Raw genomic sequence first — 25318 nt, 5'->3', positions numbered from 1 at the left:
CCTTGGGGGTGTTATTGCTCGGCGGAAGCAATCGCGTCCCAGCCGCTTTTCACGGTGATCATCAGCTGGGCGACTTCGTCGATCATGGCCGGGTCGCTGTGCAGGTTGGCCTGGGTCAGCCGGCGAGCCATGTAGTCGTACAGGCTGTCGAGGCGATCCAGCTCGTCCGGGTTGTCGGTCTTTTCCTTGTCCAAACCCTCACGCAGGCCGCCGATGATGTCGATGGCCTTGCCCAGCATCACACCCTTCTGCGCCACATCGCCGCGCGCGATCGCACCCTTGGCCTGAGCCATGCGGTCGAGCGAGCCTTCCATCAGCAACTGCACCAAGCGGTGCGGGGTAGCTTCGGAAATTTGAGCGTGGGAATTGACCTTCTGGTACTGACGAAGGGCTCTCATCGGGTGCATGGGGGATCCTCAGTGAACAGGGCTTCTGGACAGTGGCCGCATACCCAAGGTATCGACCCCGCCCCGGTTTTCTTTAGTGCGGTCAGGAATCGCTATTGGCTTTGTTCAGCGCGTTCAGCGTGGTCATAACACTGTCGCTGGTGGCCTTGAGCTGGGCGACCATGGTGTCCATGGCGTTGTATTTCTTGGTCAGGGTGTCGGTCAGCGATTCGATTCGGCGGTCCAGAGCTGCTTGCGACGCTTCCAGCTCCTTGAGCTGGTTGGTCAGGTTAGTCTGGCGCGAAGCGAGGATACCACCAGCCTTGGTGTATTCCTCGGTGGTTTTGGTCATGCGGGTCAACAGGCCGTCTGTGCCCGTAAACAAGTCGCTGATGTCGGCGCCGTAGGTTTTGACCGCAGCATCCCACTTGGTGTCGTTGAATTCCAGCAGGCCGGTTTTCTGCACTGTGTTGATGCCAAGCTGCGACAGGGTGCGCAGCCCCCCCGCGCCGACGCTGTGGCTGATCTCGCTACGCACCGCATTAACCAGCGAGCGCATGGTGGCATCGCCAGTCAACGCCGCAGAGCCGGTGGCAGCACCATCGGCGCCCGTGGTGACTTTGGTCTGGGCATTGATGGTGGTCATCAGTGCGTTATAAGCCGTGACGAAGGATTGCACCGACGTTTTCAGGGTATCGTTGTTACTGGTGATAGTGAGACTGGATTTGCCCTCTTTCACCAGCGTGATGTCCACCCCGCTGACTGCCCCTGTGACGGTATTGGAGGCAGACTCAAGCTCGAGCCCATCAAGGGTGTACTTGGCGTTCTGCGGCTTGGCAATGGTGGTAACACCGGCGGCCATACTGGCGTCGCCGCCCAGCGTCAGCTCGGTACCCTCGCCCATCTTTGTCGAGGAGAATACCAACCGGGAACCACTGGCATCGGTGACGATGTTTGCCGTAATGCCCTTGGACTGCAACTGCCCGTTGATGGTATCGCGAGCTTGTTGCAGGGTTGCACCGTTTGCGATTGTAACGCTATGGGTAGCGTTGCCCTGGCTGATGGTCAGGGTTTGCGGTTCGCCAGAGTCATTGACAATTTTCGAGGTATTTTCGTACACCTGCGTCGAAATTTTCGATGCGGTCGCGAGCTGTGTGACCTCCAGGGCATAGGTGCCCGAAGACGCCCCATCACCCAACTTCAACTTGGCGATCGCCTCATCGGACGACGACGATGCCAGACCGGAGAAGCTCGACGCCGTATTCAGCTTGGCTATAGCTGCACGGAAGGTATCCAGCGCACTTTTGATGGTACCGATGGCCGACAGCGAGGTCGTGGCCGTGGTGGTCTGGGTATTGATCTGTTTCTGCTTTGGCGCCTTTTCGGCATTGGCCAACGCCGCCACGATCTCGTCGATCTTCAGACCCGAACCCAGGCCGGTTATAGTTGAACTCGCCATCTTCACTCTCCATTTCGGTGACCGTCGAAAATCCGACGAAAACGCGTCCGTGCGGCTTTACAACAAAAGCCGTGCCAATCAGGCCTGCAGGTCGAACAACAGGCTATTGGCATCCTTCAGGTTTTCCGCTAGTTTCAGCGCCACCTCGGACGGCAGCTGGCGGATGACTTCGCCGCTTTGGCGGGCAATGACCTTGACCACCACCTGACCGGTGGAATCATCGATCGAAAAGTCGAGTTGTCGCTCTGAAGCCTTGACGAAGTCCTGGATGGCACTGATGGCGCTTTCCAGGTCTTGCCAAGCTTCAGGCTTGGATTGTTTGTCGACCGGCTCGCTGGCTGCCGGGTCACTTGCTTGCCGCTTGCTCGTCGATGTGTCGGGCGCAGCGGAGGCGGGATAGGACAGGCCCAGTTTCACGCTCATATCCATGTCTTACACCCCTTATTCTCGGAAAGACGAAAGGGTACGTCGCCGTACCCTTCGTCAAACTACTCAGCTTTTGAAATTAGCCCAGCAGTTTCAGTACCGACGACGGCAGCTGGTTGGCCTGGGACAGGATCGCGGTGGAAGCCTGTTGCAGGGTCTGCTGCTTGGTCAGCTCGGCGGTTTCAGCAGCAAAGTCGGCGTCCTGCACACGGCTGCGGGCAGCGGTTGAGTTTTCCGAGATGCTGTTCAGGTTGGCTACGGTGCTGTCGAAGCGGTTTTGGACGGCACCCAGCTGGGCGCGCTGACTGTCGACTTGAGCGATGGCGGCATCCAGAGCCTGAATGGCGATCTGAGAATCTTCTGCCTTGCCAATGGTCAGGTTGGAAACGGTAGTCTCCATAGATGTTGCCTGGACGCTTGTAGCAGTTAGACCGAGAGCTTGCAAGCCAGTGCCCTGGCTACCATCGCTGACAGTGATATCTTTGTCCGAGAAGAGCTTGAGAGTACCGTCGCTGTTCTTGCTAGCAGTTACTCCGGTGCTGGCGCTGTTAATGCTGGAAACAATGTCATCCATAGAGGAGCCAGCCTTCAATTTAACCTCAACACCATTGAAGGTAACAGAAGTATCACTACCAAGCTTGGCCTCGGTGCTGCCTGCGGTAAGCCCAAGTTTTGCAAGCGCGCCTGGGCCCTTGGCAGTGTCGGCACCATTAGCCAGGCTAATCGCCTTCCCGTCTTTAGAAGTCAACTCCAAACGACCGTCAACATTCTTAGCCGTAACACCAGTGAGGTCACTAACAGCGGTCGCGTTGATTTTACCAACTATGGCATCAACATCGTCGCCAGCAGCGAGATCAACGCTAGTACCATTGATGCTAATTTGAGCATCGCTTGACAGTTCAGTTGCAAATTTACCACTAACGCCAGACGCTAGGCCGGCATTTGCCAAAGAGCCGACGGTAAACTCACTGGCACCGGTGAATACAAGAGTGTCACCTGCAGCGTTCTTAGCTGCAGTGACGCCAGTGGTAGCTGTTTGAGCATTAATTTTGCCGATCACTGCATCAATATCATCACCAGCAGCGAGAGCTACTGAAGTGCCGTTTACATTAAGGCTATCGCCAGCAGCGATGGTTCCGAATGTACCGCCGGCAGAAGCTTTGGCGGTAGTTCCGAGATCACCCTGCATAACCGCACCAATTGTTTTGGCGCTAAGTTGAGACGTAGCACCGTCAACTTTCGCCTCGCTGTAAGTTCCCTTGAGACCTGTAGCGCTGATATCTTTCATACCAAACGAAATAGTTTCGTTTGCGCTTGCGCCGATCTGGAAGCTCACGTTCTGGAACGATCCATCCAAAATATTGCGACCACCGAAGGTGGTGGTGTTAGCGATACGGGTCAACTCACCCGACAGCGCGGTGAACTCTTGCTGTAGCGAAGAACGGTCATCATCGCTATTCGAGCCGTTAGCCGACTGCAGGGCCAGTTCGCGCATACGCTGCAGAATGCTGGTCGATTCCTGCATCGCGCCTTCAGCGGTCTGGGCGATGGAGATGCCGTCGTTGGCGTTTTTCACGGCAACGCTCAGGCCTTTGATCTGGCTGGTCAGACGGTTGGCGATCTGCAGGCCAGCGGCGTCGTCTTTGGCGCTGTTAATTTTCAGGCCAGAGGACAGGCGGGACATGGAGGTGCCCAGCGCGTCGGAAGCACGGTTCAGGTTCTTCTGAACGCCCAAGGAGGTGATGTTAGTGTTAACGGTCAAAGCCATGACGAATTCCTCGTTGTATGGATACTGCGGCTTCCGGCCCTGGCGACAGCCGGGTGTGGCCTAGAGAACCTTCGTAATGGTTATCGTCGGGTGCGCGGGTTGCTTGAGGGTTTTTTCAAAAAAAAAATACTGGCATGGGGCCAGCCCTGAGAAATCAAGGGGTTAAGGGCGGTTTATTGGCGTCAAAAACTGTTTGAACTGGGGCTGAATGCCTCATCCCGTCTGTAGGAGCGGGTTCACCCGCGAACACCGGCGAAGCCGGTGCCATAGACCGAGCTGCCTTCTTCGCGGGTGAACCCGCTCCTACAATGGGCTGCGTCAGGCAGACATTTATTTTCGGCAGAAAAAAAGCGCCGGGCGGCGGCCGCCGGGCGCTTTTAGGGGCTGACTGGGATCAGTCGCGGTACAGGATGGCCGAGCCCCACGACAGGCCCACGCCAAAGCCACTGATCGCCACGCGCTTCCAGCTGCCATCGAGCATGTGCTTCTGCAGCAGCAGCGGAACGCTGGAGGACACCGTATTGCCGGTTTCCAGCATGTCCTTGACGAACTTCTCTGGGTGTTGCTCTTCAAAGCGTCGCGCCACGGCGTCGACAATCGCCGCACTGCCCTGGTGGATGCAGAAGGCGTCGATATCCGACGACTTCAGGCCGCTGGCGTCCAGCAGCTCGTGCAGGTGCGCAGGCACTTTGATCAGGGCGAAGTTGAATACCTGGCGGCCATTCATGAAGAACTTGCCGTCGCTGACTTTCAGGTGCTCGGCACCGGAACCGTCAGTGCCGAAACGCGCCTGGCCCAGGTTCCATACCGCGTTTTCACCCATCCAGGTGGCCGTGGCGGCGTCGCCGAACAGCATGGTGGTGTTGCGATCTTCCGGGTCGACGATCTTCGAATACGGGTCGGCGGTGATCAGCAGGCCGTTCTTCAGGCCTGCCGCTTCCATGAAGCCTTTGATCGCATACAGGCCATACACATAGCCGGAGCAGCCCAGCGACACGTCGAACGCCGCCACGCGGGTAGACAGGCCAAGTTTGCTCTGGACGATGGCTGCGGTGTGCGGCAAGCCTTCTTCGTCGCCGTTCTGGGTGACCACGATCAACGCATCGATCGATTGCGGATCAAGGTCGGGGTTGCTGGCGAACAGCGCCTGGGCGGCTTCTACGCACAAGTCGGAGGTTTCTTGCTCTTCGGCCTTGCGCGGCAGGAACGACGCACCGATCTTGCCGAACATGAACTCTTCGTCCTTGCCGAACTTCGCACCCTGAACGTAGTTGTCCAGGCCAGCGGTGGGCACGTAACTCGCAATGCTTTTGATGCCAATCATTCTGGCTTCCCAATGAAAACAGCCAAAGACCACCACTCGATGAATTGAGGGCGCCAAATACCGGAGCGGTCACCGCCAGGGGTTGTAGCCAGGGCTCGCCTGCGCACCGGTAACAAAATGCTGCAACAGCTGCTGCATAGAATACAGGGAAGATGAGCGTTTTGACTCATTGGTCACATTGAAATGCTACGAAAGCCGTGGCGAGGGTGTGGGGACTGGGGAATTTGCGGAATGACCGGGCGGGCACTGGACCCCGAATGATCAGCTTCGCAGCAGATATCGATGGGGCCGCTTCGCGGCCCTTTCGCGACGCAAGGCCGCTCCCACGAATACGCAACCTTCAGGAGAAAGGACGACCTGGACTGCCCCCAAGAAGCTGGACACCAATCCAACCCTTGGGAGCAGTCCAAATACGCCGCCCTCAGGAGAGAGGAGGACCTGTGGGAGCGGCCTTGTGTCGCGATAGGGCTGCGCAGCAGCCCCAGGATCAGGCAGGCAGATTAGATCTTGTCGAACAGGCTTAGCTGAGAAATGCGCGCAAACGCCAACTGCGAAGCCTCAAGCATGGCCTGCTGCAGGGTCAGCTGAATGGTGGCCGAGGCCATGTCAGTATCGCCAATGGCACTTTGTGTGCTTTGGTTGGCCAGCCCCAGGCTTTCGTTTTCCTGCGCCTGAATATCCAGCGAGTTGCCCCGCGCACCGATCGAACCACGGGTAATGTCGATACGATCCCGGGCACTGGCCAGGTTGGAAATCGCCGAGTCGGTGGCGGTTTTCAGTGCAGCCTGCGCCTCGGGTGTGTCCAGTGGCTTTTCCAGAGCGCTGCGTAGCTGGCCCAGGGTATCCAGTACGTTCTGCGTGCGATGGGTATTGGCATTGACCGAGAACTGGTCGCCTTGCTTCGGCGCGCTGTCGAACTGGTAGGTAACGCCTGCCACCGTCACTGCGTTGCCCGCCCCTACTGTACCCGAGCCAATCGGCTTGCTGTCGGCACTGTACGGCTGCGCATACAGAGAATACTCGGTGTCGCTGGTGAAGCGGATCACCGCGCCGTTGCTTGGGAAGGTGCTACGGTAAGCTTCCGGGTCGGTAACGCTGGTGCCGGTCACCTGCGCCGTCGACGGGTTGCCCGCGCTACGCGTCGCAGTGAGGGTATCGGGCTTGGCTTCGAGGGTGAACACATGGCCGGCAACGACGGCGTCAGCATCGTCACCTTCCGCCAGGTTCAGGTTGATCTCGAAGTCGACACCGCGCAGCGAGATCATCTTGCCGCCTTCGGTATTGACGTCGAACTTGCCCTTGCCGGCGGTTTCATTGGTGATGTCATTGCCGGCGGCATCCCTCACGCTGTACTCGGTGGCACTGGTGAAGGTGACAGAATACGGCTGACCAGCGGCAAACTGATTGCCGTAGGTGGTGGCCGAGGTCAACAGGCCGCCAGACAGCAATACCTTGCCGTCATCCGGCGACGGTGCTACCAGGCTCGACTGGGTGCGGCTGTTGTTGGTGGCCTGGTCGAAAATGCTGTAGCCGGTGTCGTTGGTCGCCAGGCGCAAGGTGTCGGACACCTGCAGGCTCAGCTGGGTCTGGTCGCCCTGGTAGCTGTAGGTGCCGTCGGCGTTGCGCACATAGGGCGGGGTCGACGACTTGGAGCCGCCAAACATGTAGTCGCCGTTGGCATCGCGCGAGTTCAGCAGACCGAACACGTTGGCTTCGATTTCCTTGATCTCGCTGGCGATCGAGGTACGGTCGGCATCGCTCAGGCCCCCGTTACCCGCCTGGATCGCCAGCTCGCTGGCACGCTGCAGGGCATCGTTAATGGTCGATAGCACGCTCTCTTCCTGCAGCAGGGCGTTCTTGACCGTGGTCATGTTTCCGCTGTACTGCTCCAACAAGGCGCTCTGTTGCTGCAGCACCAGCAGGCGCGCAGCGCCGACCGGGTCGTCACCGGCCGACTGGATGCGCGATTTGGAGGTGACCTGTTCGGTAATCTTGGCCAAGTTGGAGTAGTTCTGGGAGTAGCTAGTGGCGCTGGTCTCATAGAACTGAGCAGTTGAAATACGCACGGTCCGCTACTCCTTACAGGGCGTTGATCAGGGTGGAGAAGGTTTCTTGCGCCGCCTTGATGATCTGCGACGACGCTGTGTAGTAGTGCTGGAACTTCACCAGGCTGGCCGCTTCGTCATCGAGGTTGACGCCCGACACTGCGCTGCGGCTTTCGGTCGCAGACTTGAGCACTGCCTGGGTCGCCGTGGTGTCAATGGTGGCCTGGCTGGCCTTGGCCCCTACCCGCTCGACCAGCGAGGCGTAGGCCGAGGTGAAGCTGGTACCGGTGCCGGAATTGGTGCCCACGGTCGACTTGGTCTGCAGGTCCAGCAGCGCGTTGGCATTGCGGTTGTCCGCCTTGCCGTCGGCATTGAACGACAGGGTAAAGCTGTCATTGGCCGCAGGGCTGCCACCGATTGTGGTCTCGACGGCAAAGGTACGCGGGTTACCGCTACCATCCAGAATCGGGTCACCGGCCGCATCCAGCATCGGCACGGCGATGGACAACTTGTTGTCCTGCCCAGGCACCACGCTGCCGGTACCAATCTGGGTACCCTTGGCGTCGAACAGCTTGTAGCCCTGGGAGCCACCGCTGGCAGCGTCGAACACCACGCGTACCGGCATCGAATCGCGAATCGACTGCTGGATCAGTGCGGTGTCGGCACCGCCATAGATATCCAGCGATTCGCCCAGCGTAGGTTGGGTGATGGTGCCGGTACCGCTGTTGCCACTGCCTGCCGCAGCACTGATCGGCCCGGCGAAGGCCAGTTTGTTGGCATCGGTCAGGGTGGTGGTGATGCTGCCGGCTGCCGCACGGGTAGGGATGACCTTGAAGCTGTCGCCGGCCGCCAGGCCGCCGCCTTTCAACGCCAGGCTGAAACCATCGATCACCGGTGCCGGGTCGGTATTCAGGTCGAAGCTGCCCATGTCGGTGCCGTCCGAGCGGCGCACACTGTACTGGTTGGCGCTGGTGAACTTCACCTCGTAGTCGTAGGTGGTCAACGCACCGCTGTTGGCGATGGTGACATCCAGATTGCCGGAGCCTGCACTGTTATTCGACGAGGCCAGGCTGCGCTGGGCAATGGCGGTGGCGCTGTTGATGCTGGAGAACAGCGAGCTGCCGAACTGGCCGTTGGCATCCAGGCCCTGCCCCAGCTGGCTATTGATGCTGTCGGCGACTACCAGGGCAACGCGACCAAGCTCGTTCATCGACGGCGTCAGCACGTCCTGGCGATAACGCAACAGGCCGCCAATGGCGCCACCGGACACCACCGAGGTCACGTCCGAGCTGAACGAGTCATAGTTGATGCGCAGGGCAACCTGGCTCTTGTCGGCCACACCCGGCTCCACCGACAAGGTGTTGGCCTTGGTTCCGGTGACCAGCGATTGGCCACTGCCCAGGTACACGTCGTAGTTGCCATCACGCTCCTGTACCGTCACCCCTACCAGCTCGTTGAGCTGGCGCACGGCTTCGCTGCGCGCATCCAGCAGGCTGTTAGGGCTGTTGCCGGAGGCGCTGGCGGCGGTGATCTGCTTGTTGTACTCGGCAATGTTGGCGGTGAGCTTGTTCACCTGGCCGGCCATGGTGTCGAGCTGGGAGTTGATCGTGGCGTTCTGCTGGGTCAGCTGGGTGCTCACCGCGTTGAAACGGTTGCTGAGGGTTTGCGCCTGGGTCAGCAGCAGCTGACGCGAGGCAACGTCACCCGGTTTCGCCGCCGCAGTCTGCAGGGCCGAAAAGAAGGCGGTAAGGACCGAGCTGATGCCGGTGTCACGGTCGGCCAGCAGCTTGTCGACGCTGGTGATCTGATCCTGGAACGTCAGCGAGTCTGCCTGCAACGAGGTGGCCGTCTGCAACTGGTTGTCCAGGTAGGAGCTGTAGATGCGACGCACATCCGCCAGCGTGGTCCCGGTACCCAGGAACCCTGCGCCTATGTTGTGCGAAGGCCCCGCCGCCTGAACCGTCTGCTGGCGCGAGTAGCCACTGGTCGCGGCGTTGGCGATGTTGTTACTGGTTACCGACAAGGCCGCCTGGCTGGCACTCAGGCCACTCAGGCCGATGGAAATCAGGCTCGACATGATTTAGTCCTTTTATAAGTTCGTGGTTCTGCCAGCCATGGCGTATTGCGGGGTTGACTGCATTTGCTGGGCGATGCTGATGATCTTCTTCGCATAGCCCGGGTCGGTCGCATAACCTGCTTTTTGCAGCTCTCTTGCAAACTGCTCAGGGTTATCGGCCGCATCCAGCGCACCTTGATAGCGAGTATTGCTCTGCAGCAAGGTAACGAGATCGTGGAAGCTGTCCTGGTAGGAGTCGTAGCTGCGGAACGCCGCGGTTTCCTTGACGAACTGGCCATCGCGGAATTCGCTGGTGATCGCCCGCGCCTGCTCGCCTTGCCAGTTGCCGGTGGCTTTGATGCCGAACAGGTTGTGGCTGCTGCTGCCGTCGCTGTTGCGCATCACCGACTTGCCCCAACCGGTTTCCAGCGCGGCCTGGGCCACCAGGTAGCGCGGGTCGACACCAATGCGCCTGGCGGCCTGCTCGGCCATTGGCAGCATGGTGGCGACGAAGGCGTCGCTGTCGGTGAAAGCCTTGTTCGGTGCCAGCGGTGGCTGGGCCACGGCACGGCCGACAATGCGCAGGCCGTTGTCCGGCACGGCGAAGGCCTTGGCGACTGGCTGACCGTCACGGGCAGGCACGGCGGCGTTATTGGCAGTTTCCGCCGACGGCACGATACCGGCCAACAGGCGGTCGGTGAGTTTGCTGGGCAGGGCCAGGCGCCGCGCGTTGAGTGCAGCAACGTCATTTCGCGTAGTGGACGAGGCCATGGCATGCGCCGGCTCCGCCACCTTGTTGCCCCACAATGCCGGGCCACTGCTATCGACGCGCGGGAACGGGCTGGTATTGATCGACGCACTGCGGCCCTTGGTCAGCTGGCGCACCAGCACGTCCTGCAAGCCGATGCCGCCACCTTCGCGGGACATGCTCACGGCCAACTGCTGGTCGTACATGTCGCGGTACTGCTTGACCGTTTCGGTGTTCATCGGGTTGTCGTCGGCCAGCACGTCACTGGCCTTGCGCGAGGCCTTGAGCATTTCGCTGATGAACAGCGACTCGAATTCCTGGGCCACCTTGCGCACATTGGCTTCGCTGTCGCGGTCGCCGTGCTTGAGGGCACTCAGGCGGTTGAGGTCGGTATAGGCGCCGCTGTCGGCACTACCGGATACCTGGCTTTTGATATTCATCCGCGCCGTCCTCAGATCACGATCAGGTCGGCCTGCAAGGCGCCGGCCTGCTTCAAGGCTTCGAGGATCGCCATCAGGTCGCCGGGCGCTGCGCCCACCTGGTTCACCGCGCGGACGATTTCATCCAGCGTGGTGCCCGGGCCGAACTTGAACATCGGCTTGGCTTCCTGCTCGGCATTGACCCGCGAGCGTGGCACCACGGCAGTCTGACCATTGGAGAAGGCCCCCGGCTGGCTGACGATCGGGTCTTCGGTGATGGTCACGGTCAGGCTGCCGTGGGTAACCGCCGCCGGCGACACCTTGACGTTCTGGCCGATGACGATGGTGCCGGTACGCGAGTTGATGATGACCTTGGCCACCGCCTGGCCCGGGTCGATTTCGAGGTTTTCGAGGATCGACAGATAATCCACGCGCTGGCTTGGGTCCATCGGCGCGCTGACCCGTACCGAACCACCATCCACGGCCTGGGCCACGCCAGGGCCGAGCAGGTCGTTGACCTTGTCCACGATGCGCTTGGCGGTCGTGAAGTCGGGACGATTGAGGTTCAGGGTCAGGGTATTGCCCTGGTTGAAGCCGCTCGGCACCGCACGCTCGACACTGGCACCACCCGGGATACGGCCAGCCGACGGCACGTTGACAGTGATCTTGGAGCCGTCACGGCCCTCGGCGTCAAAGCCACCCACGACCAGGTTGCCCTGGGCAATGGCATAGACATTGCCGTCTATACCCTTGAGCGGGGTCATCAACAGGCTGCCGCCGCGCAGGCTCTTCGAGTTACCGATCGACGACACGGTGATGTCCACCACCTGGCCCGGCTTGGCGAACGGTGGCAGGTCGGCGTGCACCGACACTGCGGCAACGTTCTTCAGCTGCACGTTGCCGGAACCGGCCGGCACCTTGATGCCGAATTGCGACAGCATGTTGTTGAAGGTTTGCAGGGTGAACGGCGTCTGGGTGGTCTGGTCACCCGTGCCATTGAGGCCCACCACCAGGCCGTAACCAATCAACTGGTTGGAACGTACGCCAGAGATGCTGGCAATGTCCTTCAGGCGCTCGGCCTGGGCAGCGAAGGCGCAGGACAAAAGCAGGGTTGTGGCAATCAGCTGCCTCACGTTGAACATGGTCATCCGTACTCAGAAAGGCCAAAGCGGGCTGATGAAGAAGCGGTCCAGCCACCCGGGCTGGCTGGCATCGGCGAACGAACCGGTACCGGAGTAGGTGATGCGCGCGTCGGCCACACGGGTGGACGGCACGGTGTTGTCGGTGGCGATATCGTCAGCGCGAACCATGCCGGCAATGCGCACCAGCTCTTCGCCGGTGTTCAGGGTCAGCCACTTCTCGCCGCGCACGGCGATGATGCCGTTGGGCAGCACTTCGGCCACGGTGACGGTGATCGAACCGGTCAGCGTGTTGCCCTGGGTGGCCTTGCTGTCGCCCTTGGTCGCGCGATCGCCGCTATAACCGGCCTCCAGCGAAAGGTCGCCACCACCGAACGGATTATTGGTGTTGGGCGTGCTACCAAACAGCGAAGTCAGGCCGATGTCGGTCTTGCTGGTCTTGGCGATCTGCGAGCCCGCGTTCTTGCTGGCGGACGTGCGCTCATTGAGCGTGATGGTGATGATGTCACCCACCCGGAACGCCTTGCGGTCGCTGTACAGGTTCTGCTCGAAACCGGCCTGGTAGATTGAACCGTTGTTGGCCGCTGCCGGCAACGGGGTGCGCGGCAACACCGGCGCATAGTACGGGTCGTTGGGCTTGGGCGTCGGTGCGACGCAACCTGCCAGCAACACCGCCCCCCCCAGGGCGAAAACGGACAACAGACGATTCATGACACTTACCTCACGGGCGCAGCTGAGTGACAGGGCTTAGAGCTGTTGAGTAACGAACGACAGCATCTGGTCGGCCGTGGAAATGACTTTGGAGTTCATCTCGTAGGCACGCTGAGTGGTGATCATGTTCACCAGCTCTTCCACGGTACTGACGTTGGAGTTCTCCAGCGTCTGCTGCAAGGTGGTGCCAAAACCGTTCAGGCCTGGGGTGCCGACCTGCGGTGCACCACTGGCGGCGGTCTCGAGGAACAGGTTGTCGCCGATCGCCTGCAGGCCGGCCGGATTGATGAAGTCGGCGGTCTGGATGTTGCCGATCACCTGTGCAGCCGGGTTGCCGGCGGTGGTGATCGACACGGTGCCGTCCTGGCCAACGGTGAAGGTCTGGGCGTCGTTAGGCACGACAATGGCAGGTTCCAGGGCGTAGCCGTTGGCGGTGACGATCTGGCCATCGGAGTTCAGGTGGAAGGTGCCGTCACGGGTGTACGACACGGTGCCGTCCGGCTGCAGGACCTGGAAGAAACCGCGGCCGTTGACTGCCATGTCCAACGGGTTTTCGGTGGTTTGCAGGCTGCCGGCGACGAAGCTTTTCTGGGTGCCCACGATACGCACACCGGTACCGACCTGCAGGCCCGAGGGCAGCTCGCTGTCCTGGGTCGACTGGGCACCAGGCTGGCGCTTGATCTGGTAGAGCAGGTCTGCGAATTCGGCGCGATCACGCTTGAAGCCGGTGGTCGAGACGTTGGCCAGGTTGTTGGAAATGACCGTCAGGTTGGTGTCCTGAGCGGACAGGCCGGTTTTAGCGACCCAAAGAGCCGGAAGCATGTGAGTTCTCCTCGTGCGCCTGTTTTACGGCACCCGTTCAAAAGTGATTAGCCGATTTGCAAAACCCGAGCCATGGCTTCGTCGCCTTCCTTGGCCGTATTCATCATCTTGACGTGCAGTTCGAACTGGCGGGACAGCGCCAGCACCGAGGTCATTTCCTCGACAGCGTTGACATTGCTACCTTCCAGGAAGCCAGCCACCACCCGCACGTTGACGTCGGCATCGGCCGGCTGGCCGGAAGTGGTATGGATCAGACCGTCCAGGCCCTTCGTCAGGCCTTTGGTGTCCGGGTTGACCAGCTTGATGCGGTCGACCTCGGCCATCACCCGCGGGTCTTCACCCATGGAGCGGATGCTGATGGTGCCGTCGGCACCCACTTCCACTTTCTGCTCCGGCGGGATGGCGATCGGGCCACCGTTGCCGATCACCGGCATGCCATTGCCGGCACGCAGGACACCGAGGGCATCGATGTTCAGGCTACCGGTACGCACATAGGCTTCGCTGCCGTCCGGCGCCTGCACGGCGATAAAGCCTTTGCCGGTCACCGCCACGTCAAGGTCGCGGCCAGTTTCGACCAACGGGCCTTCACTGAAGTCGGTGGCCGGGCGCTCGGTCATGGCGAATGCACGCGCCGGAAAGCTGTCACCGAACACCGGCATCGAGCGGGCCTGCTCCAGGTCGCGCTGAAAACCGTTGGTGGAAATGTTCGCCAGGTTGTTGGCGTGGGCCTTCTGCGCCAGCGCGTTCTGGCTGGCGCCGGTCATGGCCACATAAAGCAACTTGTCCACAGTTTCTCCTCTGCGCGTAGCTGCCGCGCTGTCACTGGGCAGGTTCCAAGCAATAATTGAACCAAGTCTGAAACACCCGGTTTACGGGGCTTTCAGCGCGGCAAGGGGCAATAACCGTCAGTTTGTCGGCGGATGTTTGCCGCCTGCGGCAAGGGCTTGCTCAATGGGCGCGGCAGGCGGCGTTGTTGTAGGGGCCAGAGTGGCGCACCCAGCCTTTGCCCGGGTTGTGGGCCGAACACAGGTAGCGGCCGGTGACCAGGCTTTGCCATTGATAGAACGGGGCGGGGGCAGCGGGGGCCGGCAGAACCAGCACCAGCAGGGGGAACAAGGCCAGTAACGACAGCCGCTTCATTCGCATGAACCTTCACATTCTTGGGGCCGCTTTGCGGCCCCAATTACAAACACCACAGCAAAAACAATCATCAGGTCATCTGAATGATGGTCTGCATGATGGTGCTTTCAGTGGAAATGGTCTTGGCATTGGCCTGGTAGTTGCTCTGCGCCTTGATCAGGTTGACCAGCTCGCCGGTCAGGTCGACGTTGGAGTCCTCCAGGGCACCACCGGAAATCTGGCCGAGGGTACCGGTGTCCGGAGCGCCGATCACCGGCACGCCCGAGGCATAGGACTCTTTCCAGTTGGTACCGCCAATCGGCGTCAGGCCCTGCAGGTTGGCGAAGTTGGCAATCGCCACCTGGCCGATCACCTTGTCCTTGCCGTTGGTGAAGCTGGCAAACAGGTAGCCGTTCTGGTCGATGCTCAGCCCCGACAGCTCACCGGTGGCGAAGCCATCCTGGGTTTTGGCGATTTCTGCGGACGACGCGTTGTATTGGGTGGCACCCAGCATGTCCAGCTTCACACCGTCCGCGTTGGCGATGGCGCCATTGGCCGACCACTCTCCAGCGGCGTTTTTCTGCGCCGGGATCCAGTCGTTGAGCTGGAAGATCTTGTCTTCGCCAATGCTCAGGCCGCCCGCGACGTCACCCGCAGTCATTGCATCCTTGTCCAGCGTACCATCGGACTTGAACGGCACGGCGTTGACCAGCGGCGTGGTGGAAGCCGGATTGGCCGGGTTGCGGCCATCGATAGTGGTGTGCATGGACCAGGTATTGGTCGCGTCGTCCTTGATGAAGTACTGGTTCATCTGGTGTTCATTACCCTGGCTGTCGAACACCGGGGTATTGAACGTGAAGTTGTAGGAACTGGCATTGGTGGGATCGAAGGGCGTCACCGACGGGGAGGTCGCGGCCGAGTTCAGGTTGATCTTCTCGGTGATGAGGCCGGTCGGCTTCGGCGTCAGGTTGGAAGTATCGATCTGCAGGTCAGTCAGGATACCCTGGATGATCTTGCCGTCCTCGCCGACCGCATAACCCTGCAGGTTGGCACCCGAAGCATTCACCACATAACCGGCCTTGTCGCTGTAGAAAGCGCCCGCACGGGTGTAGATCTTCGAGCCGTTGTCGTTCAGGGCAAAGAAGCCGTTGCCATCGATAGCCATGTCCAGCGCCTGGCCGGTGGCGTTGATATTGCCTGGCGTGAACAGCTGCGAAACCGCGGCAGTCTTTACCCCGGTGCCGATCACGGTCTTGCCCGCGCTGGTGCCGCGGATAGAGTTGGAGTACTGGTCGGCGAACTCGGCACGCGACGACTTGAAGCCGGTGGTGGCAACGTTGGCAATGTTGTTGCCGGTAACGTTCAGGGCCTTGTTTGCTGCATAGAGGCCGCTAAGGCCGATATTGAAAGACATGTGTAACTCCTGTCGTTTTGCTCAGGCCCTAGATGCCGATGCTTTGGATTTTGGAAAGCGCAACACTGCCCAGCCCGGCCAGGTTGAGCGTCATCTCCGAACCGTTGCTACCCATGGTCACACTGGTAACCGAGGCCGGCAGGTTGGTGGTCATGGCCGTGGCCTGGCCATCGATCGAGGCGGTGGCCTTGAAGGTGTAGGTCCCGGCGGCCGCGACTTCACCGTCATCGTTCAGGCCATCCCAGGTAAAGTCGATGCTGCCAGACTTCTGGGTACCGAGTTCGATGGTGCGCACCAGTTTGTCGTCCTTGTCGTAGATCCCCACCGAGGTGGAGGTACTGGACGACGTCAGGTTGACCGAGCCCTTCATGTCCTTGCTGGTATCGACCACAGCCTTGTCGGTCTGGACAATGACATTGCGCCCGACCAGCGAGGAGGCCTGCAAGGCCTGGGAAGATTGCAGCCCAGCCGCGATGTAGGTCACTGCGTCGTTCAGCGACTGCATGCTTTCCAGACTGCTGAACTGCGCCAACTGGGCCACGAACTCGCCGTTTTCCTGCGGGTCGAGCGGGTTCTGGTTCTGCATCTGGGTGACCAGCAACTGCAGGAACGCGTCCTTGCCCAGCGCACTGCCGGCGGCGCCGGTAGAACTGTCAGTCTTGGACGTCTGCTTCTGCAGCGAGGTCAGGTATGCGCTGCCGACGTCTGTAGTGGAATTGGTGGTGGTCATGTCGGCTTCCTATCACTGCCCCAGGGTCAGCACTTTCTGCATCATGTTCTTGGCCGTGTTCATCAGTTCAGCGTTGGTCTGAAACGCGCGGCTGGCGGAGATCATGTCAGCCATCTCCTCGACCACATTGACGTTCGGGTAGTAGACGTAGCCGTCCTTGTTCGCCGCCGGGTGGTTCGGCTCGTAGCGTGCTTCAAGGGTACTCTGGTCTTCGACGATGCCTTTTACCTGCACGCCCTGCCCTGCCTCGCCCTGGTCTTCGAACAGCGACTGGCTGCTGCCGGCCTGCGCATTCTGGAAGGTGGTGGCGAACACCGGGTGGCGGGCGCGGTACGTCTGGTCGATGCTCGAAGACACGGTCTCGGCGTTGGCGATGTTGGACGCCACGGTGTTCAGACGCGTGTTCTGTGCGCTCATGCCGCTACCGGCAATGTTGAAGACACTGGAAAGGGACATGGTCATTCTCCCCGCAGGGCGGAAACCAGCCCTTTGAATTTACTGTTGAGCAAGGTGAAGCTGGCCTGGAAGCCAATCGCGTTTTCCGTGTAGTTCGATTGCTCGATCTGCGCATCCACGGTGTTCTGGTCGATCGACGGCTGCAGCGGCGTGCGGTACTTGAGGGTTTCATCGGCCATGGCCAGGCCCTCAGCTTCGATGTGCCGGCTGTTGGTCCGGTCAAGGTTGAAGCGGCCGCCGCTCTGCTGCTTGTCGCTTTCGGCTGCGAGCACCGAGGCGAAGTCCATGTCACGGGCCTTGTAGTTGGGCGTGTCGGCGTTGGCGATGTTGTTGGCCAGCACTTCAGCGCGCTGGGCGCGGAAGCCCAGTGCCTTTTCGTGAATACCAAGCGCCTTGTCGAAGCTGATGCTCATGTCAGGGAAACCTTCAGAGGTTGACCGGAATTTCGTTGAGCAAGGTATAGCAAGGGCTGTGCCAACCACTGAAAAGCCCGTGTTTATGGGGTTTTGCGGCGCAGTACTGTCAGATTGATGCCAGAAAAGCGGCAAAGGCCTTCCGCCTGAGGTGACAAAAGCGGCAATTGATGGGCGGCAAAAGCGGCAAAACAAAAAATTGACGTCAGTGTTTTCCTGGGCGGACCTCTTCGCGGGTAAACCCGCTCCTACGGCGGTCTGTGTCCAACCTCCGATGTATGTCCACCACCAATCTGCGTAGGAGCGGGTTTACCCGCGAATACGGTGGCGGCGGCAACGGTGAACGGCGGGTGGAGATTGGCCAGCAGGGCCGGCCTCTTCGCGGGTAAACCCGCTCCTACACGCGGCCTGTGCCCAACCACCGACCTGTGTCCACCCCCGATCCGTCGTAGGAGCGGGTTTACCCGCGAATACGGTAGCGGCAGCAACGGTGAACGGCGGGTGGTAAATGGCCAGCAGGGCCGGCCTCTTCGCGGGTAAACCCGCTCCTACGGGGATCTCGGCAGGAACAGCGGATAGGCAAACAAAAAGGCCGGCATCTCTCGATACCGGCCTTCGTGCTTACTTGGCCTGGTAGATGATCCCCGGGCTGCACTGCACCATCTGGTAATGGTCCGGCAAGCCGTTCAGCGCTTCCGAGGCGCCGAGGAACAGGTAGCCACCGGGCTTGAGGGTACTGTGAATGCGCAGCAGGATGTCCTTCTTCACCTGCGCCGAGAAATAGATCAGCACATTGCGACAAAACACGATGTCGAACTTGCCCAGACTGGCATAACTGTCGAGCAGGTTGAACGAGCGGAACTCGACACGGCTGCGAATCGCCGGCTTGACCGCCCAACGCCCCGGCCCCTTGGGGTCGAAGTAGCGCTGCAGGCGTTCCTGGGACAGGCCGCGGGCAATCGCCAGGCTGTCGTATTCGCCAGTCTTGCAGTTGGTCAGCATGGTGCCGGAGAGATCGGTGGCGACGATCTGCGCCCCCATCTTCAACTGGCCGAGGTTGCTGCGCTCGAACTCGTCGATCGCCATCGAGATGGAATACGGCTCCTGCCCCGACGAACAGGCCGCCGACCACATGCGCAGGCGCTGGCCGGGGTTGTTGCGGATGAACTCGGGGATCACCTTGTTCTTCAACACCTCGAACGGGTAGGTGTCGCGAAACCACAGGGTCTCGTTGGTGGTCATGGCATCGACCACCTGCTCGCGCAAACCGCCGCGCGGCTGGGCCTGAATGCGCTGCACCAGCTCACCCAGGCTCTTGATGCCCTGTTGTTCCATCAGCTTGTTGAGACGGCTGGAAACCAGGTACTGCTTATTCTCGCCCAGCAGGATGCCACAGGCTTTCTCCAGGAAGACCCGGAACTGTTCGAAATCCAAATTACCCGTAGACACTACTGCCGCCTCTTTTCAATCACTGGTGCCGGAGGGCATGCCCCCGGCTGCTTCAATGCGCTGCCTTGATCCGGTCGACCACCCGCTGGGCCAGGTCGTCCGGCTTGAACTTGGCCAGGAAGTCATCGGCGCCGACCTTCTTGACCATTGCCTGGTTGAACACCCCGGAAAGCGAAGTATGCAGGCAGATGTGCAATTTTTGCATGCGTGGATCGCTGCGAATCTCCGCGGTTAGCGTATATCCGTCCATTTCCGGCATTTCAATGTCCGAGATCATCATCAGGAACTCTTCTTCCGGCTTTTTGCCCTCATCCACCAGCTGACGCAGGTAGTTCAGCGCCTGACGGCCATCATTGAGCGCCACCACCTCGACCCCAACGGTCTGCAGGCAACGGCTGACCTGCTTGCGCGCCACTGACGAGTCGTCGACGGTCAGCACCCGCATCAACACCGCCTTGTCCTGCACTTCGGCATCGATCACACCGGCCGATACCGACTCGGACGACGGCGACACTTCGGCCAGCACCTTCTCCACGTCGATGATCTCGACCATGCGGTTGTCCACCCGGGTGACCGCGGTGAGGTAGTGATCACGGCCAGTACCCTTGGGTGGCGGATGGATCTCTTCCCAGTTCATGTTGACGATGCGCTCCACCGAATGCACCAGGAAGCCTTGGGTCTTGGTGTTGTACTCGGTGATGATCACGAAGCTGTTGCGTGTGTCTTCCTGCAACGGCCGCAACCCGGTGGCCATCGACAAGTCGAGGATCGGGATGGTCGCCCCGCGAATATTGGCAACGCCACGCACCACAGGGTGCGCCTTGGGCAGCAGGGTCAGCGCAGGGCATTGCAGTACTTCCCTGACCTTGAACACATTGATGCCGTAAAGCTGTTCGCCATTGAGGCGGAACAGCAGCAATTCCAGGCGATTCTGCCCCACCAGCTGCGTGCGCTGGTTGACCGAATCCATAACACCCGCCATGCCAGACTCCTTAACGTTTCAGCCTTTCGTTGCAACTCAGGTAGCGAGTCGGCACGGGCTTTGCTTTTTTGAGTGTCATGCACACGAAAACGACATTTTCCCGACGATTGACACGCCTGCTGACTGGCCCGCTGGCCATGCTGTGCCTGCTGATGCCCGGCGTTCGCACGGTGGCGAACGCGTTCACCTTGCCTGAACAGCTTATCGGTGTCACCCAAGGGTTTCTTGAATTCACCGTTGAAGATTATCTGTCCACCACCCAGACTGCCGGCCGCTATGAAATTCAGGTCAACCCGCTAGACCCACGCCTGCGCATGCCGTTGTGCAGCCAGCAGCTGGACGCCTCACTGGAAAGCCCGGCCCAGCCGCTGGGCCGGGTGACGGTACGGATACGCTGCAACGGCGCAGCACCGTGGACGGTATTCGTGCCGGCCACCGTGCGACTTTTCCGCGATGTGGTGGTGGTGACCCGCCCGCTCAAGCGCGACAACACGGTCGGCGAAGGTGACGTGGCCCTGCGCGAGCGCGATGTCGGCACCCTGGGCCAGGGCTTTCTGACCGAGCTGGACCAGGCGGTGGGCATGAAGATGCTGCGCCCCACGGTGATCGACCAGGTGCTCACCCCGCAACACCTGGAACAGGCCGAGGTGGTGCGCAAGGGTGACCAGGTGGTGATCATCGCCCGCAGTGGCAGCCTGAGTGTGCGCATGCCGGGCGAAGCCCTGAGCAAGGGCGGCCTGAGCGAGCAGATCCGGGTACGCAACCTCAATTCCAAACGCGTGGTCAAGGCCAGGGTGACCGGCCCGGGCCAGGTCGAGGTCAGTATGTAGGCCAGCCACCAGATTGCGCTGGCAGTGAGGAACCGCTTTTCCTAAACTGTGTCAGAACACGGGTTCGCGGGCTTGCCGACAGGCGGCAATGCATTTGTGCCTAAAGTTTATATCGGGTTGGCCGAAAACAAGGCAAGCGTCCAAATACCCAGAGGTTTCTGATCATGGTCATCGACTTCAGTCGTTTGAATAACTCTCCGTCCGTCACGGGCGGCGTGCGCGGCAACACCGCGTCCGGCAGCGCCGAAAAACCGGCAGCCAGCCAGGAAGCGGTGAAAGACACCAGCGCCAGCGGAGAGGCGGTACACCTCAGCCAAGAGGCACAGCAGTTGCAGAAGATCAGCGACAAGCTGCGCGACGAGCCCGTGGTCAACAGCGCCCGTGTGGCCCAGTTGAAGCAGGCGATCGCCGACGGCAGCTACCAGGTCGATGCCGGCCGGGTCGCCAGCAAACTGCTTGATTTCGAAGCCCAGCGCTGACCGTACGGCGCGCTGACTTCACGGACGCCAGAAAAGCCAAGAGTTAGCCATGCACGACACCACCTTGCTGCAACTGATCGAAGATGACATTGCCCCGATGCAGGAATTGCTCGACCTTCTGCACAAGGAAGCAATCGCCCTGCATGGCCGCGACATGCCGCTGCTGGAGCAAATCCTGGCGCGCAAGCAGTCGTTGATCATCTTGCTCGAGCAGCACGGCCAGCGCCGCAGCCAATTGCTCGGCAGCCTGGGCCTGAGTGCCGACCGCACCGGTGTGCAGGCTGTAGCTGCGCAGTCACCCCATGGTGATGTGATGCTGCAGCGGCTCGACATGTTGTCGCAACTGATGGACGACTGCCAGCAGGTCAACCAGACCAATGGCCGGATCATCCAGGTGCAGCAACACGTCACCAACAACCAGATCCGCATCCTTCAGGGCGGCGATTCGCCTTCGCTCTACGACAGCCGTGGCAGCACCTCGCCGCTGGCCAAGCCCCGCGCGCTCAGCCAAGTGTGATTTTTCTATCAAGGCACAGAACATAGTGGCAAAATGCCGTTACTTGCGTGTGTCGCTTTTGCCTGGAGAACAATAAGCTGTGTTCAATGAATCCGATGCCCCGCAACCACCCAAGGTGTTGAGCACCCCCTTGGAGATTGCGGCCAACTTGCGGCAGCTGCAGGAAAGCCACGACCCCCTGATCATCACCTTCCATGACCGCAGCCAGCGCTTCCAGAGCTATGTGGTGCACGTGGACCGCGAAAGCAACACCCTGGCACTGGATGAGATGATCCCCCGTGACGGCGAGAAATTCATCGAGAACGGCGAGCACTTCCGTGTCGAAGGCTTCCACGATGGTGTACGCATCGCCTGGGAATGCGATCACGCGCTGAAAATCAGCGAAGTCGACGGCCACCGCTGCTACAGCGGCCCCCTGCCGCAAGAGGTGACCTACCACCAGCGCCGCAACGCCTTCCGCGCCGCGCTGAAGCTATCGCAGCTGGTCGACATCATCCTTGACGGTGCTCACCTCAAGGGCAACGGCGCCATGCGAGGCAAGCTGCTGGATATCTCGGCCACCGGCTGCAAACTGCGCTTCGAAGGCAATGTCGAAGACCGCTTGCAACTGGGCCAGGTGTATGAGCGCTTCAAGGCGGGCAACCCACTGGGCCTGGTGGACACCATGGTCGAGCTGCGTCATCTGCACTATGAAGAGCGCATCAACACCACCTTTGCCGGCGTGCGCTTCCACAACCTGAGCGGGCAGGCGCAGCGCAAGATCGAGAGTTTCGTGTACCAGCTGCAGCGTGAGGCGCGGCGGTTCGACAAGGACGATTATTGATCGTCGGTCGGTAAAACAGAAAACGCCACCTGCTGAGGTGGCGTTTTCATTTGTGTTTCTGCTGGGCTGGCCTCTTCGCGGGTAAACCCGCTCCTACACCGACTTGCTGACCTCTTCAGGCGCCTGTTGCTGCGCGCCCTTCTCTTCATCCTCGGTGTCTTCAGCCGCCACCGGCGCCTGCATCACGTCCTGCACCGTCTGCTCATCCACTCGCGGGTCCAGCGCCGCCGATAATGGCGAACCGGCCGCCGGCATCGCCACGTGGCCCAGCGGTGCGTCCTGCACCTGATGCAGGCCGGTAACCGCTTTCGGCCGAATGCGCCAGACCAGCACCAGGGCAAAGAACACGAAGAAGGCATACAGCATCTGCGCGCCCAGCACTTTCATCAGAACCCCTGCCGCCAGCGGGCCGACGCATGCACCCACACCGTAGGTCACCAACAGCATCGCCGTCAGCGATACCCGGCGCTCGCTTTCCACGTGGTCATTGGAAAAAGCAACCGCCAGCGGGTACAGGCAAAACTGCAGCAACGAGATCAGGAAGCCGATACCGAACAGCAACTCCAGCGGCACACTGGGCAGTATTGCCAATGGCGCAGCAGCCAGCGCCAGCCCCACTGCCACACTCCGAATCAGCACCGCCCGGTCATAACGGTCAGACAACCAGCCCAGCGGCCACTGCACCAACAGGCCGGCAAAAATGCAGCTACCCATGAACAGACCGATCTGCTCGGTACTCATCCCCTGGCTTGACGCATACAAAGGCGCCAGACCGTAGAACGAGCCGACAATCAGCCCCGAGCCCAAAACCGTACTGAGCGACTGCGGCACGCGCTTGATGAAGAACTTCGGCTCCATCGGTGCCGGGCGCAAGGGCGCCGGGTGAATACGCCGGGTCATCGCCACGGGCACCAGGCACAGGGCAAAGCACATCGCCACCAGCATCAGCAGCTCAGGGCCGAGCTGCGGGTGCACCACCAGAATCAACTGGCCAAGCACCAGCCCCAGGTACGAGGCAATCATGTAGCCGCTGAACACCGCGCCCCGGTGCTTCACATCGGCCTGCTCATTGAGCCAGCTCTCGATGACCATGTATTGGCACATCATCCCCAGGCCGACGATCACGCGCAGCCCGACCCAGGCCGGTAGCCAGCTGGTCAGGCCATGGCCGAGCACCGCAGCGCCGACGATACCGGCACAGGTGGCATAGGCGCGTATGTGCCCTACCCGTCCGATCAGCCGGTGGCCAACCTTGCCGCCAACCGCCAGGCCAAAGTAGTTGGCCGCCATCAACGCACCCACCCACAGGCTGTCGACGTGGTCGGCAGCCAGGCGCAGGGCCAGGTAGGTGCTGAGCAGGCCCGAGCCGATCAACATCATCAGCGCGGCGAAATACAACGACTGAAACGGCTTCCATACATTTCGCATACGTCCCGTGGAGCTCCCTGGTCAGGTGGCAGTTTTGGGTGCTAGCAGCATAAAGGCAAAACCCGCCTGGCGCAGGCCCCCGACAGCTATTTGGCACTGCGGGGGCGTGCCCGGTGCAGGTTGTGTCGCGCTCAGGCCTGTGCCGCCAGGACCCGGCGCTCCCACGGCGTGATCTCGTCGAAGAAATCGCTCAGCTCAAGGGTCTTGCTGGCAATGTAGCCTTCGATGAACTCGCTGCCGAACAGTTCCCGCGCCAGCGTGCTGCGCTTGAGCCTTTCAAGGGCCGCGTGCAGCGTGCACGGCAGGCTCAGGTGCTCGGGCACTTCGAATTCGCCCTGGATGGCCGGCGATGGCTGCAAGCGCTGCTCGATGCCATGCAGCCCGGCGGCCAGGCTGGCTGCAATGGCCAGGTAGGGGTTGGCATCGGCGCCAGGCAGGCGGTTTTCCACCCGTCGCGCGACCGGCGCACTGGCCGGAATGCGCAAGCCAGCGGCGCGATTGTCCTCGGACCAGCACGCATTGTTCGGCGAGGCATAGGGGTGACACAGGCGCTGGTAGGAGTTGACGTTGGGTGCGAACAGGGCGGTGAAGTCGGCCATGCACGCCTGCAACCCGCCGATGAAATTGTGGAAGGTGTCTGTCGGCAGGCCCTGCTCGTCACTGAACACGTTACGCCCGCTGCCGGCCTCGACCAGGCTCTGGTGAATGTGCATGGAACTGCCGGGCGTACGCGCCAGCGGCTTGGCCATGCAGACCACGGTCAGCCCGTGCTTGAGCGCCACTTCCTTGAGCAGGTGCTTGAACAGGAAGGTCTGGTCGGCCAACAGCAGCGGGTCACCGTGCAGCAGGTTGATCTCGAACTGGCTGACACCCATTTCGTGCATGAAGGTGTCACGTGGCAGGCCGAGCGCGGCCATGCACTGGTACACCTCCTTGAAGAACGGGCGCAGGCCGTTGTTGGAACTGACACTGAACGCCGAATGGCCCAGCTCGCGGCGACCATCGCTGCCTACAGGCGGCAGGAACGGTTGCTGCGGGTCGGTGTTGGGGGCAAAGACGAAGAACTCCAGCTCGGTTGCCACTACCGGCGCCAGGCCCAGTGCCGCATAGCGGGCTATCACGGCCTTCAACTGGCCCCGGGTGGACAGTGCCGAGGGCCGGCCATCCAGCTCGTTGGCATCGCAGATGGCCAAGGCGCGGCCGTCATGGCTCCAGGGCAGACGGTGGACCTGACCGGGTTCGGCCACCAGTGCCAGGTCGCCGTCGTCACTGCCGTAGAATTTCGCTGGTGGATAACCGCCCATGATGCATTGCAGCAGCACGCCCCGGGCCATCTGCAGACGACGGCCTTCGAGGAAGCCTTCGGCGGTCATCA

The 25318-nt window shown here is 60.9% G+C and carries 25 protein-coding genes; 4 read left to right on the top strand and 21 right to left on the bottom strand.

Going from position 1 to position 25318, the window contains the following annotated elements; all coding sequences use genetic code 11:
* Nucleotides 1-11 precede the first annotated feature (11 nt).
* The 19 genes from fliS to AC3RCM_RS07840 form a co-directional block, all read right to left on the bottom strand.
* A complete protein-coding gene (fliS, locus tag AC3RCM_RS07930) occupies nt 12-407 on the bottom strand; it encodes a flagellar export chaperone FliS (RefSeq protein ID WP_038410049.1) in 396 nt (131 codons plus the stop codon).
* An 82-nt stretch (nt 408-489) separates the two neighbouring features.
* The gene (gene fliD, locus AC3RCM_RS07925) at nt 490-1845 is read right to left on the bottom strand and encodes a flagellar filament capping protein FliD (RefSeq protein ID WP_492629493.1); all 1356 of its coding nucleotides are present in this window, start codon (nt 1843-1845) and stop codon (nt 490-492) included.
* Nucleotides 1846-1923: 78 nt separating this feature from the next.
* Complete coding sequence (locus tag AC3RCM_RS07920) at nt 1924-2274, bottom strand: flagellar protein FlaG (protein WP_492629492.1); 351 nt, start codon at nt 2272-2274, stop codon at nt 1924-1926.
* Between the two features lie 76 nt (nt 2275-2350).
* On the bottom strand, nt 2351-4039 hold the full coding sequence (locus AC3RCM_RS07915; protein WP_232860578.1) for a flagellin N-terminal helical domain-containing protein: 1689 nt from the start codon (nt 4037-4039) through the stop codon (nt 2351-2353).
* A 394-nt stretch (nt 4040-4433) separates the two neighbouring features.
* Complete coding sequence (locus AC3RCM_RS07910; RefSeq protein ID WP_003254453.1) at nt 4434-5363, bottom strand: ketoacyl-ACP synthase III; 930 nt, start codon at nt 5361-5363, stop codon at nt 4434-4436.
* A gap of 500 nt (nt 5364-5863) precedes the next feature.
* Nucleotides 5864-7429, bottom strand: a complete 1566-nt coding sequence (locus AC3RCM_RS07905) for a flagellar hook-associated protein 3 (protein WP_003254454.1) — start codon at nt 7427-7429, stop codon at nt 5864-5866.
* A 13-nt stretch (nt 7430-7442) separates the two neighbouring features.
* The gene (flgK, locus tag AC3RCM_RS07900; protein WP_492629491.1) at nt 7443-9485 is read right to left on the bottom strand and encodes a flagellar hook-associated protein FlgK; all 2043 of its coding nucleotides are present in this window, start codon (nt 9483-9485) and stop codon (nt 7443-7445) included.
* A 12-nt stretch (nt 9486-9497) separates the two neighbouring features.
* Nucleotides 9498-10652, bottom strand: coding sequence for a flagellar assembly peptidoglycan hydrolase FlgJ (gene flgJ / locus AC3RCM_RS07895; RefSeq protein ID WP_230064960.1), 1155 nt, complete (start codon nt 10650-10652; stop codon nt 9498-9500).
* Nucleotides 10653-10663: 11 nt separating this feature from the next.
* Complete coding sequence (locus AC3RCM_RS07890; protein WP_004575771.1) at nt 10664-11773, bottom strand: flagellar basal body P-ring protein FlgI; 1110 nt, start codon at nt 11771-11773, stop codon at nt 10664-10666.
* Nucleotides 11774-11785: 12 nt separating this feature from the next.
* The gene (gene flgH / locus AC3RCM_RS07885) at nt 11786-12481 is read right to left on the bottom strand and encodes a flagellar basal body L-ring protein FlgH (RefSeq protein ID WP_003254461.1); all 696 of its coding nucleotides are present in this window, start codon (nt 12479-12481) and stop codon (nt 11786-11788) included.
* A 36-nt stretch (nt 12482-12517) separates the two neighbouring features.
* Complete coding sequence (gene flgG / locus AC3RCM_RS07880; RefSeq protein ID WP_003254462.1) at nt 12518-13303, bottom strand: flagellar basal-body rod protein FlgG; 786 nt, start codon at nt 13301-13303, stop codon at nt 12518-12520.
* Between the two features lie 47 nt (nt 13304-13350).
* Nucleotides 13351-14091, bottom strand: a complete 741-nt coding sequence (gene flgF, locus AC3RCM_RS07875; RefSeq protein ID WP_010955101.1) for a flagellar basal-body rod protein FlgF — start codon at nt 14089-14091, stop codon at nt 13351-13353.
* 160 nt (nt 14092-14251) lie between these two features.
* A complete protein-coding gene (locus AC3RCM_RS07870) occupies nt 14252-14443 on the bottom strand; it encodes a hypothetical protein (protein ID WP_003254464.1) in 192 nt (63 codons plus the stop codon).
* 70 nt (nt 14444-14513) lie between these two features.
* Nucleotides 14514-15836 carry a flagellar hook protein FlgE gene (gene flgE, locus AC3RCM_RS07865; RefSeq protein ID WP_020189992.1) on the bottom strand — a complete coding sequence of 441 codons (1323 nt, stop codon included), beginning with the start codon at nt 15834-15836 and terminating at the stop codon, nt 14514-14516.
* A 28-nt stretch (nt 15837-15864) separates the two neighbouring features.
* Nucleotides 15865-16566, bottom strand: a complete 702-nt coding sequence (gene flgD / locus AC3RCM_RS07860) for a flagellar hook assembly protein FlgD (protein ID WP_143494362.1) — start codon at nt 16564-16566, stop codon at nt 15865-15867.
* 12 nt (nt 16567-16578) lie between these two features.
* Nucleotides 16579-17022: a flagellar basal body rod protein FlgC gene (flgC, locus tag AC3RCM_RS07855; RefSeq protein WP_003254469.1), complete on the bottom strand. Its 444-nt coding sequence runs from the start codon at nt 17020-17022 to the stop codon at nt 16579-16581.
* A gap of 2 nt (nt 17023-17024) precedes the next feature.
* Nucleotides 17025-17435, bottom strand: coding sequence for a flagellar basal body rod protein FlgB (gene flgB / locus AC3RCM_RS07850; RefSeq protein WP_010955103.1), 411 nt, complete (start codon nt 17433-17435; stop codon nt 17025-17027).
* A 621-nt stretch (nt 17436-18056) separates the two neighbouring features.
* Nucleotides 18057-18884, bottom strand: coding sequence for a protein-glutamate O-methyltransferase CheR (gene cheR, locus AC3RCM_RS07845; RefSeq protein WP_004575768.1), 828 nt, complete (start codon nt 18882-18884; stop codon nt 18057-18059).
* 52 nt (nt 18885-18936) lie between these two features.
* Nucleotides 18937-19866, bottom strand: a complete 930-nt coding sequence (locus tag AC3RCM_RS07840; protein WP_010955104.1) for a chemotaxis protein CheV — start codon at nt 19864-19866, stop codon at nt 18937-18939.
* A 77-nt stretch (nt 19867-19943) separates the two neighbouring features.
* Here AC3RCM_RS07840 and flgA point away from each other — a divergent pair, with 77 nt between their 5' ends.
* From flgA to AC3RCM_RS07820, 4 genes are all read left to right on the top strand, one after another.
* On the top strand, nt 19944-20696 hold the full coding sequence (gene flgA, locus AC3RCM_RS07835) for a flagellar basal body P-ring formation chaperone FlgA (RefSeq protein WP_020193297.1): 753 nt from the start codon (nt 19944-19946) through the stop codon (nt 20694-20696).
* A gap of 164 nt (nt 20697-20860) precedes the next feature.
* On the top strand, nt 20861-21175 hold the full coding sequence (flgM, locus tag AC3RCM_RS07830; protein WP_003254479.1) for a flagellar biosynthesis anti-sigma factor FlgM: 315 nt from the start codon (nt 20861-20863) through the stop codon (nt 21173-21175).
* Nucleotides 21176-21224: 49 nt separating this feature from the next.
* The gene (locus AC3RCM_RS07825) at nt 21225-21692 is read left to right on the top strand and encodes a flagella synthesis protein FlgN (RefSeq protein ID WP_010955106.1); all 468 of its coding nucleotides are present in this window, start codon (nt 21225-21227) and stop codon (nt 21690-21692) included.
* A gap of 79 nt (nt 21693-21771) precedes the next feature.
* On the top strand, nt 21772-22515 hold the full coding sequence (locus AC3RCM_RS07820) for a flagellar brake protein (protein WP_064493115.1): 744 nt from the start codon (nt 21772-21774) through the stop codon (nt 22513-22515).
* A 93-nt stretch (nt 22516-22608) separates the two neighbouring features.
* Here AC3RCM_RS07820 and AC3RCM_RS07815 read toward each other — a convergent pair whose 3' ends face one another.
* Together AC3RCM_RS07815 and AC3RCM_RS07810 are read right to left on the bottom strand one after the other, a co-directional pair.
* On the bottom strand, nt 22609-23943 hold the full coding sequence (locus AC3RCM_RS07815; RefSeq protein WP_010955108.1) for an MFS transporter: 1335 nt from the start codon (nt 23941-23943) through the stop codon (nt 22609-22611).
* A gap of 131 nt (nt 23944-24074) precedes the next feature.
* Nucleotides 24075-25316 (bottom strand): glutamine synthetase family protein, encoded by a 1242-nt coding sequence (locus AC3RCM_RS07810; protein ID WP_492629678.1) that lies wholly within the window; start codon nt 25314-25316, stop codon nt 24075-24077.
* Nucleotides 25317-25318 lie beyond the last annotated feature (2 nt).

The organism is Pseudomonas sp. GW823-FHT05G12, assembly GCF_058795575.1.
The sequence above is the reverse complement of the archived record's forward strand: the minus strand, read 5'-3'. Positions and strand labels throughout refer to the sequence as shown.

Coding starts and splice junctions, on each gene's coding strand:
- fliS (WP_038410049.1), bottom strand. CDS start 407: ATGCACCCGATGAGAGCCCTTCGTCAGTACCAGAAGGTCAATTCCCAC.
- fliD (WP_492629493.1), bottom strand. CDS start 1,845: ATGGCGAGTTCAACTATAACCGGCCTGGGTTCGGGTCTGAAGATCGAC.
- AC3RCM_RS07920 (WP_492629492.1), bottom strand. CDS start 2,274: ATGGATATGAGCGTGAAACTGGGCCTGTCCTATCCCGCCTCCGCTGCG.
- AC3RCM_RS07915 (WP_232860578.1), bottom strand. CDS start 4,039: ATGGCTTTGACCGTTAACACTAACATCACCTCCTTGGGCGTTCAGAAG.
- AC3RCM_RS07910 (WP_003254453.1), bottom strand. CDS start 5,363: ATGATTGGCATCAAAAGCATTGCGAGTTACGTGCCCACCGCTGGCCTG.
- flgK (WP_492629491.1), bottom strand. CDS start 9,485: ATGTCGAGCCTGATTTCCATCGGCCTGAGTGGCCTGAGTGCCAGCCAG.
- flgJ (WP_230064960.1), bottom strand. CDS start 10,652: ATGAATATCAAAAGCCAGGTATCCGGTAGTGCCGACAGCGGCGCCTAT.
- AC3RCM_RS07890 (WP_004575771.1), bottom strand. CDS start 11,773: ATGTTCAACGTGAGGCAGCTGATTGCCACAACCCTGCTTTTGTCCTGC.
- flgH (WP_003254461.1), bottom strand. CDS start 12,481: ATGAATCGTCTGTTGTCCGTTTTCGCCCTGGGGGGGGCGGTGTTGCTG.
- flgG (WP_003254462.1), bottom strand. CDS start 13,303: ATGCTTCCGGCTCTTTGGGTCGCTAAAACCGGCCTGTCCGCTCAGGAC.
- AC3RCM_RS07870 (WP_003254464.1), bottom strand. CDS start 14,443: ATGAAGCGGCTGTCGTTACTGGCCTTGTTCCCCCTGCTGGTGCTGGTT.
- flgE (WP_020189992.1), bottom strand. CDS start 15,836: ATGTCTTTCAATATCGGCCTTAGCGGCCTCTATGCAGCAAACAAGGCC.
- flgD (WP_143494362.1), bottom strand. CDS start 16,566: ATGACCACCACCAATTCCACTACAGACGTCGGCAGCGCATACCTGACC.
- flgC (WP_003254469.1), bottom strand. CDS start 17,022: ATGTCCCTTTCCAGTGTCTTCAACATTGCCGGTAGCGGCATGAGCGCA.
- flgB (WP_010955103.1), bottom strand. CDS start 17,435: ATGAGCATCAGCTTCGACAAGGCGCTTGGTATTCACGAAAAGGCACTG.
- AC3RCM_RS07840 (WP_010955104.1), bottom strand. CDS start 19,866: ATGGCGGGTGTTATGGATTCGGTCAACCAGCGCACGCAGCTGGTGGGG.
- flgA (WP_020193297.1), top strand. CDS start 19,944: ATGCACACGAAAACGACATTTTCCCGACGATTGACACGCCTGCTGACT.
- flgM (WP_003254479.1), top strand. CDS start 20,861: ATGGTCATCGACTTCAGTCGTTTGAATAACTCTCCGTCCGTCACGGGC.
- AC3RCM_RS07825 (WP_010955106.1), top strand. CDS start 21,225: ATGCACGACACCACCTTGCTGCAACTGATCGAAGATGACATTGCCCCG.
- AC3RCM_RS07815 (WP_010955108.1), bottom strand. CDS start 23,943: ATGCGAAATGTATGGAAGCCGTTTCAGTCGTTGTATTTCGCCGCGCTG.
- AC3RCM_RS07810 (WP_492629678.1), bottom strand. CDS start 25,316: ATGACCGCCGAAGGCTTCCTCGAAGGCCGTCGTCTGCAGATGGCCCGG.